The organism is Sphingomonas sp. Leaf242, from assembly GCF_001422045.1.
Lineage (GTDB): Bacteria > Pseudomonadota > Alphaproteobacteria > Sphingomonadales > Sphingomonadaceae > Sphingomonas.
Map to the genome: position 1 here is coordinate 26,282 of NZ_LMLW01000003.1, position 7,848 is coordinate 34,129.

9 protein-coding genes are annotated in these 7,848 nt (G+C 53.7%); 7 read left to right on the plus strand and 2 right to left on the minus strand.

What is annotated here, in order from left to right; translation table 11 throughout:
- Window positions 1–47: 47 nt before the first annotated feature.
- The gene (locus ASF09_RS20860) at window positions 48–200 is read right to left on the minus strand and encodes a hypothetical protein (RefSeq protein WP_235529606.1); all 153 of its coding nucleotides are present in this window, start codon (window positions 198–200) and stop codon (window positions 48–50) included.
- Here ASF09_RS20860 and ASF09_RS04410 point away from each other — a divergent pair.
- Window positions 199–720, plus strand: coding sequence for a DUF6118 family protein (locus tag ASF09_RS04410; protein WP_235529607.1), 522 nt, complete (start codon window positions 199–201; stop codon window positions 718–720). The genes ASF09_RS20860 and ASF09_RS04410 overlap by 2 nt on opposite strands.
- Window positions 721–1,035: 315 nt before the next feature.
- Here the strand turns inward: ASF09_RS04410 and ASF09_RS04415 are convergent, their stop codons facing one another.
- Complete coding sequence (locus tag ASF09_RS04415; protein WP_156359209.1) at window positions 1,036–1,773, minus strand: hypothetical protein; 738 nt, start codon at window positions 1,771–1,773, stop codon at window positions 1,036–1,038.
- A gap of 188 nt (window positions 1,774–1,961) precedes the next feature.
- On the opposite strand from ASF09_RS04415, the gene ASF09_RS04425 reads away from it, so the two are divergent.
- The 6 genes from ASF09_RS04425 to ASF09_RS20120 form a co-directional block, all read left to right on the plus strand.
- Window positions 1,962–2,399: a helix-turn-helix transcriptional regulator gene (locus tag ASF09_RS04425; protein WP_235529609.1), complete on the plus strand. Its 438-nt coding sequence runs from the start codon at window positions 1,962–1,964 to the stop codon at window positions 2,397–2,399.
- A gap of 32 nt (window positions 2,400–2,431) precedes the next feature.
- Complete coding sequence (locus ASF09_RS04430; RefSeq protein ID WP_060525103.1) at window positions 2,432–2,782, plus strand: hypothetical protein; 351 nt, start codon at window positions 2,432–2,434, stop codon at window positions 2,780–2,782.
- Between the two features lie 1,040 nt (window positions 2,783–3,822).
- Window positions 3,823–5,433 carry a TonB-dependent receptor domain-containing protein gene (locus ASF09_RS19620; RefSeq protein WP_162237224.1) on the plus strand — a complete coding sequence of 537 codons (1,611 nt, stop codon included), beginning with the start codon at window positions 3,823–3,825 and terminating at the stop codon, window positions 5,431–5,433.
- A gap of 8 nt (window positions 5,434–5,441) precedes the next feature.
- Window positions 5,442–6,377 carry a GHMP family kinase ATP-binding protein gene (locus ASF09_RS19625; RefSeq protein WP_162237225.1) on the plus strand — a complete coding sequence of 312 codons (936 nt, stop codon included), beginning with the start codon at window positions 5,442–5,444 and terminating at the stop codon, window positions 6,375–6,377.
- 3 nt (window positions 6,378–6,380) lie between these two features.
- On the plus strand, window positions 6,381–7,391 hold the full coding sequence (locus ASF09_RS04440; RefSeq protein ID WP_060525108.1) for a pyridoxal-phosphate dependent enzyme: 1,011 nt from the start codon (window positions 6,381–6,383) through the stop codon (window positions 7,389–7,391).
- 46 nt (window positions 7,392–7,437) lie between these two features.
- Window positions 7,438–7,848 (plus strand): hypothetical protein (locus tag ASF09_RS20120; RefSeq protein WP_200912518.1); only part of this gene is annotated, 411 nt, incomplete at its 3' end.

Genomic DNA, 7,848 nt, shown 5'->3' on the forward strand with positions numbered 1-7,848 from the left:
ACCGGTTGCGCGCCGTAGTAGAAGGCCAGGACCGCGAGCTGGCGTTGCTACGCCGTGCCGTGGAGGGTCTGGCGGCCGAGCGGGCCGCGATCGACGTGCCCGACTACACCGAGACGTTGGGGCATCTGCAACAGGGCGTGGACCGAACAACCGGACGGCTCGACCATATCGGCAAGATGCTTACCGCCGCCCCCGGTCATGGCGATGACGCCCGAGCAGATGGCGCAGCGCATCGCCGCAGCAGGCAACGCCGCCCGGCGCGAGGATCAGGCCGCGCTCGCCAAGGCGGGCGAGGACAAGGCTCGCGTCATGGCCGAGTTGCGCGCCGTCGCCGGGTCCGCGTGGACGCGGGCCGACCAGAAGAACCGGCAGCTATGGTTCGGGCTGGGCGGGGCGGCGATCGGCATCCTTGTATGGTCGATCCTGCCCGGCCTCGTCGCGCGTGAGATCGTGCCGGCGAGCTGGCAATGGCCAGAGCGGATAGCCGCGCGGACGCTCGACTTACCGAAATGGGAAGCGGGGCAGCGCCTTATGCGGGCCACGGCGCCGGATGCTTTCGCCAACATTGCGGCGGCTGACCGGATCATCACCGCCAATCGCAAGGCTGTGCAAGCCTGCTACACGAAAGCTGTGAAGACGAAGAAGACGGTGCGCTGTACCATCGAGATCAACCGGGATGACGAGGCGGCAAGAAGTCCGATCGTCAGCTCCACGGATTGAAGTGCCCAAGTGCTGCAAGCCCGACCATGCCACCGGACAGCCGCCACCACGGGAATCCACGCAGAATAGCAATCGCAAGCGCCGACTTGGGGCGCTTGGCTTTCAGAAATAACTCAACCTGACGAGTAGTAGGGTCTTGCATGAACGGGCCTCGCCTTTTGACCTCGATAAAATCGAAGTGAAAGGATCGAGGGTTCGATCGTCATGCCCCATCGGGGATGGGGTAGCCCTTCGGGCTGTAGGCACAGAAATCAGGATGGGGGTCAAGGGGCTGCTGTTGTAGAAAGGCTTTCTACAACAGCTCTCAAAATCTTCTTAGGGCCTCTCAATGGCTCTTAGCCGTGCTTCAACTTTTTTTGCATCGCGCTGGCGCAGGCGGGCGAGTTCCTTATGACGCCGCTTCTCCAGATAATTCGCGGCCTCTCCGGTATCGATCAATTCGAGAGCCCTGATCTTGGCATCGATCAGACTGTCATGTGACGCCTTTCCGCATGCCGGTCCCAATCCGATGTAAAATTTCCCCTCGGTCTCGCTTATGCGAACAGCGATTCCAGCGCGGATGATACTCTCCTCGCCGGACGCCAACGTCCTCCAGCTCGGCGATGACACGAAGCGCTTCACCTTGCCGCGATCCTTCAGCATCATGTCGTGGTATTCGCTGGCGTCGGTCGTGCCGGTCAACTTGTCACAGCAGTCGGTGCCGACCGCCATCGATCCCCAGCCCGGATGAACGATCGCATACGAGTAGCGCAGCGCTGTGCCGCACAGCTCGCAGTTTCCGTTCAGGTCGCCCAGGTCGTCGGTCGCCAGCAGGAGCCAGCCACTGGAGGGCATGATGATCCCGTGTTCTTCGGCATGGCAACCTTTGCACAGCGTTTCGCAGTCGGAGTGGGCGTATTCCCAGGGCTTCCGACCGGGAATGTAGCGCTTGTGGTGGACTTGCAGAACGACGTCATCGCTTCGGCCGCGCGAGCATCGCACGCACCGCTGGCCATCGAGCTTGATGACTTCATCTCGGAATCGAGCCCAATCTGAATGATTGTATAGGTTCATCGTTCGCCACAGCTACCCCGTCGCCCGAGCCGGTATTGCAGTTCCGGGCGATCATCATTGCGATCCGCTACAATTAGGGGACGACCTCAATATCTCCTGACCGAGGCCGACAACCTCTGCTTTGAAATTATGTAAAAATGTAACACAGTTTGTAGAGGGTTAGGCTGTGTGGAGGGGGAGAGGGCCGTATGGCGACTGTGATCGAATCTGAGCGATTCGGGAAATTAACGACGAGGCATCGCGACTGCCTTCGGCTTGTCTATCAGCATCGGAAATCTGCAGAAATTGCACATACGCTCGGCATAAGCCCACGATATGTCGATAACCAATTGATAGAGGCTAAAAATATTCTCGGGGCCAGCAGCCGGTTTGATGCCGCTTGCCAGTTGGCCGCATACGAATCTGAGGTAGATTCTTCCCACCCTGTAGAAATTACATCTTCCATAGAACCATTTTGGCCGCTTCCTGTGCCCCTGCCGACCAAAGGGAAACCGACGAGCACCCTCACATGGCAACAGGTTCTAGTATGGGGCGGGATCATAGCGATCGTTACGCCGATTGCTGTAACTGTTGCTACGATGGTGATCGTATCGTTGACGCTCTTGCTCGGCATGAAACCAGCCTAACTGGCACCGCGATGCCAGGTGGAGACACGTCAATGCCGCACCTTGCCGCTGTTAGTAATCTTGTTGCTGAAGAGCTCCGTCGTGCGGAAGCCTCAATCAACGTTGCTACCCGAGACACCGCTCAGTTTCTGATCACCACGCTTGACGCAACTGCAACGCAAGGGCTGTCAGCGGCGATGACGTATAGCGTGGTCAAGGCAAGCGTTGATGCGCTCTCTTCGCTGGTCGAGAGCCAAGGGCGGATGGCAATGCGCGCGCATCTCTCGATCGAGAAAGTCGGCCGCGCTCTCGGTCTTGATGAAACGAGCTGGGGTGAGGGAGCCCCAAAGCCGGATGCTACAGGATATCAAACAAGCGTAAATTTGAACGCTACAGTGCCCTGAAGGATAAGTAGTGGCGATACGTAAAGCATGAATACGGCGATGATGCTTGCAGTGGCTTTCAACTGCATCCTGATCTTCGTTTGCGGGTTTGCTTTCCTCCGGGGGGGGCGACCCGAGCGGATCGGTGCGTTGATAAACATCTCGGCATCTGGAATTACAACTATCTTGAGAATATTAGATATAAATTTCTATAAACCTACAGATATTCTAATATTCTCGGTAGACGTTAGCGTAACTGTCGCATTCTTCATGCTAGCGGTAAGAACTACGCGCTTCTGGCCAGTATGGGCACTTGGATTTGCACTTAGCGATTTGGTTGTAAGCATCGCGGCATCTCTAATCCCTAGGGTTCAGCTCTTCGCCTACCATACGGGTCTCGGCATTTACGCCTATTTGGCTCTAGGGGCTCTTGCTCTCGGAACCTATAGGATTTCAAATGACGCCGATCCCGTCAATAGGAACGGGTCACGATTACAATGGCGAAAAAGAGTTTTGCACGATCCCTAATTGATGCCGAAAGACAGGCGCGTCGCGGTGTGCCGCGCTATTTTGACGTCGTCCGTGATGGACGACGTCAAGGTGGCCTGCCCGGATCGCGTGAACGCTGGATCCCGGCCGGGAGTGTCAGATCCTGCAGAACATCCCGCTTGGTTGCGGTCGGATTGTGTACCGTTATTCCACCCGCAACGCTCGCAGCGCAAGTCGCTGGCCAAGCGGGCGAGACACCCAGCTCGCGCACTCACGGTGCAGTTGTCCAGACAGATACAAAAACCTCGTTGGCGGAGCGGCGAGGTCGCACAGCAGATAACGCCGTTACAGCCGCACAAGATGCGTTCGGAACCTCAGTGGGAAACGAGAGTATCGGCCTTTACTCTGCAAAAAAAGTACGAGGTTTTTCGCCTGTCGTTGCAGGCAACGTGAGGATTGAGGGGGTATACATCGACCGGCAAGGGTCGATTTCAAATAGGCTCGTTGAGGGCTCAACTGTGCGCGTTGGCCTAACGGCACTCGGCTATCCTTTCCCGGCACCTACGGGGATAGTGGACTATCGCCTCAGAAAACCAAGTAACGAAAAGGTTTTGAGCGTTGTAGCGGGGCTGTTCGCATATGGTGCCCCCACCTTACAAATCGATGGTCAAATACCGGTAATCGACGGGACCTTGGGGGTTTCCGTTGGAGCATCAATCGCAAATGAAGAATATTACGACGGATCAAATGCCCGCTACATCAATGTAGCAATAATTCCGCGCTGGCAACCCGCCGAGGGAATAGAGATAGTTCCGTTTTTTAGTGCCGCGTGGGGAGCGGGAGAAAAGGCATCTCCGCTTATACAAATGGTAGGAAATATCTTACCGCCTCACGTGCGTCGCCGTAATTATTTTGGCCAGAAATGGACAGGTAAAGACTCATTAAATGCAAACCATGGCCTTATCGCGAAAGCTAATATAGATCGGGATTGGACGATCGCAGGTGGTGTGTTTCACTCAGAGTTTACTAGTTATCAAAACTTCGCCGAGTTATTTACAAATACCGATAGTAACGGTCTGACGTATGAGCAGGTTGTTGCAGACCCAAAGCAGCAATACTCGTCTATAAGTGGCGAATTGCGCGCAACCCGTAGCATCCGAGGCGCAAGACATCGCCATTTGATTCACGTTTCGATACGTGCCCGGTCTTTTGATAGCAGGTATGGGGGCTCGGCGAGTCCACTAAATCTTGAGCCAAGGCAACTTGGCGTAAGGGCTCCTGTTCCGAGACCTCTATTCGTGTTCGGGGAGCGAACCCATGATACCGTAAACCAAAATTCCGTTGGCGTCGCATACGAGGGCCGGTGGCTAGAGGTTGGCGAGCTAAACATCGGGATTCAGCATGTTCAGTATCGGAAGACAGTCGCCCAGCCATTTACGGCAGAAGCTACGACACGGGACCGCCCATGGCTCCTGGACGCTGCAGGCTCATTCTTCCTAAGTCCGCGCTTAGTCGTTTATGCCGGATACACACGGGGCTTGGAAGAAAGCGGCATCGCGCCCAACAACGCGATAAACCGCAATGAGGCCCTACCAGCGATCCGGACGCGCCAGAGCGATGCTGGTATCCGGTGGACGTTAAATCCTCGCCTAAAGATCGTCGCTGGCGTGTTTGACGTTCGTAAACCATATTTTAGCACCGACGTAAAAAATGTATATACAACTCTCGGCGACGTACGACATCGTGGCATTGAAATGAGTGCTTCCGGTAAAATCTCTAACAGTATTAACATGGTAATTGGATCAGTTATATTACGACCAGAGGTAACTGGAGATGCTGTTAACCGTGGAGTTGTTGGGAAGGTGCCACTTAACCAACCTTCTAAGACCTTTAGAGCGAACTTGGACTGGCATCCTCAGCAGCTTGGTGGTCTTTCCTTTGATTTAGCAGCTGCTAACTTCAGTAAAAGGGCCGGATCAAGAGATAATAGCGTTTGGCTGCCCGCGTATTCGTCGTTCGATTTTGGCGCTCGCTACCAATTTAAAATGGACAGGACTCCAGCAATGGTAAGATTCCTAATGTCTAACGTCGCGGACACATACTTCTACGATATTCTTGGTAGCAACACATATGGATTGACTGATGGTCGGCGTATGACGTTGTCAATCACGGCTGACTTGTGAGTACGACCATGAGAAGCTTTGAGCCAACGAACACGACTGCAGTCAATACACTTAGTGGAGGCAGCTACGCTGACGAGAACAAAATCAATTACTTTAGCGGGGTATGCAATGGAACTCTAGGGGAGCTGCTCCAAGGACCTTTGGTCGCTTCTGGAAAAGTCGAAATAGCTATTATTTCGCTGCCAGTAGCTCAGCATAGTTGGGCATATTACCTTAAGGGCCAAGCGGGCGACAGTGTTTCCGAATTAGATATCCGCCCAAAATGCCGGAAAGCTATCGATATATATCTCGCAAAATACGAGTTAACATTACCCTCGGGACTATGGGCATTTTCATCGGAACTGCCATGGGGGCGGGGAATGGCAAGTTCGACCGCAGATATTGTTGCTACTCTAAGGTGCTTAGATGCTGTTTTCGGTCGTAAATCCGAGCCTGCTGCGATTGCACCCATCCTCCGCGAGATCGAGCGTTCAGATAGCGTCTTCTTGGATGGATACGCACTTTATTTAAGTGGCTGTCAGGAGGTGATACGCCAACTTCCTGGAAATCCAGCTTTTCACGTCTGCTACATCGACGAGCAACGGGTTGTGAACACAGATGCGGTCACGCCCGCCTTGCTATCTAATTACATCGAGAATCTTGATGCGTACGAACGTAACCTAAGCGAGATGCTGAGCGCATTCGACCGTGGTGATCTTCATTCAATTGGTCGGTGTTCAACCGTAAGCGCGATTCTAGGGCAAAAGGCGGTTCCGAAAAGAACCCTTCAACCAATGGTCGACCATCAAGATATATTTGGCGCTGATGGTATTGTTGTTGCACACACTGGTAGCCTGATTGGCTATCTCTTCAAAGACCGTCCTTCGGCAAGTCGCCTAGGAGCCTTATCCGCTTTCTTCTTGAGCATGGGCTATCAATGCCAATATTCTCAGCCGAGGCACTGAAAAATGATATTTGATCATATAAGCGAAGCTATAAAGCTGCCCAGCATTATTCGGCTTGAGAAAAACCTTTACGTTGCTCGATTCGAAAGTATGAAGGTTTATTCGGTATCAACTGCTGTTCAAAGTTTGCTTGATGCAGGATCAATCGATCAAACAACTACCCTTATAGATAGCTCAAGCGGCGTATATGCCTATGCTCTCGCCTTGGCATGCAATCGGTTCGGCCTAAAATGCCACATTGTAGGTTCAAGCACCGTCGACTTGGCATTGTTGCTGCAGCTTAGGATTCTCGGTGCGACAGTTGAACAGGTCCCTGCAGAAGGATCACTTAAGCTTGACCAACATCGGCGGGTTTCCCGTGTCAAGGAAATTGTGGGTAAACGTCCGTCATACTACTGGATGCGTCAATATCATGACGCTATTCACTACCTAGGCTATAAGCCACTCGCTGATATCATCGCCGCTCAAATCGGCGCTGAGAATCTAACGGTAGTAGGAAGCATTGGTTCGGGTTGTTCAACTGGGGGGCTCACGGAAGCCTTGCGGGTTTATCAAAGCGATGTGCGTTTAATCGGTATCCAGCCATTTGGAAGCGTAACATTTGGGAGTGAGCACGTCGACGATCCTGGCATCGCCATGGCTGGGATGGGCAGCGGCATCCCATTTGAAAACGTCCGACCAGAACTTTACGATGAGATGCACTGGGTCTCCCTTGGCTACGGACTATCGGGCGCCGTAGCTCTCCTCCGACGCCATGCGGTATTCGCCGGCCTATCGAGCGGCTGCTGCTATTTGGTCGCAAAGCGTGAAGCTGACAGGTCGCCCAACCAGAATGTCATCTTTATCGCTCCGGATACCGGACACCGTTACGTCGATACGGTCTTTGCTCGGCATGGCGAGGCACTGCCCCTAGAGGCGCTCTCTCCGATCGAGATTTCCAGTCAAGAAATGCTGGATCTGCCATGGGCCTACATGCCGTGGCTTCGCCGGCCGTACCGCGTCAACGAGGAATGATGTGGTCTTTGCACATGCCAAAATGTGATTGTTGAAAGGAATATCCTTGGCTCGTAAGACTTTGCTAGCGATTGAGACTGTCACATCTGGCGTCCAACGAATGGCGGACCACGCTGCGCGTCTAGGGCATCAGCTCGTAGTGCTCGCGGAGAATCCTGAAATATATGCCAACCCTGGGGGGGCCATTGTTTTGGGTTTTCCAACCCGTGACAACTCTGCTGTTGAGAAATACATTGCAGAGCGTCGAACCGACATCGGCAACGTATTTAGCAGTACGGATACCTGGGCGATCGTCGCTGCGACGATGCGGGAAAAGTTCGGATTCCGGTCTCGCTTTACCACCGACAAGCTGCGGCTGCTGCGCGATAAGGAATGGGTTCAGAAGCAGACCCGATCAATCGAATTAGCTGATAAACCCAAGTACCCACGTATAATCAAGCCCCGCAGTGGTACCGGA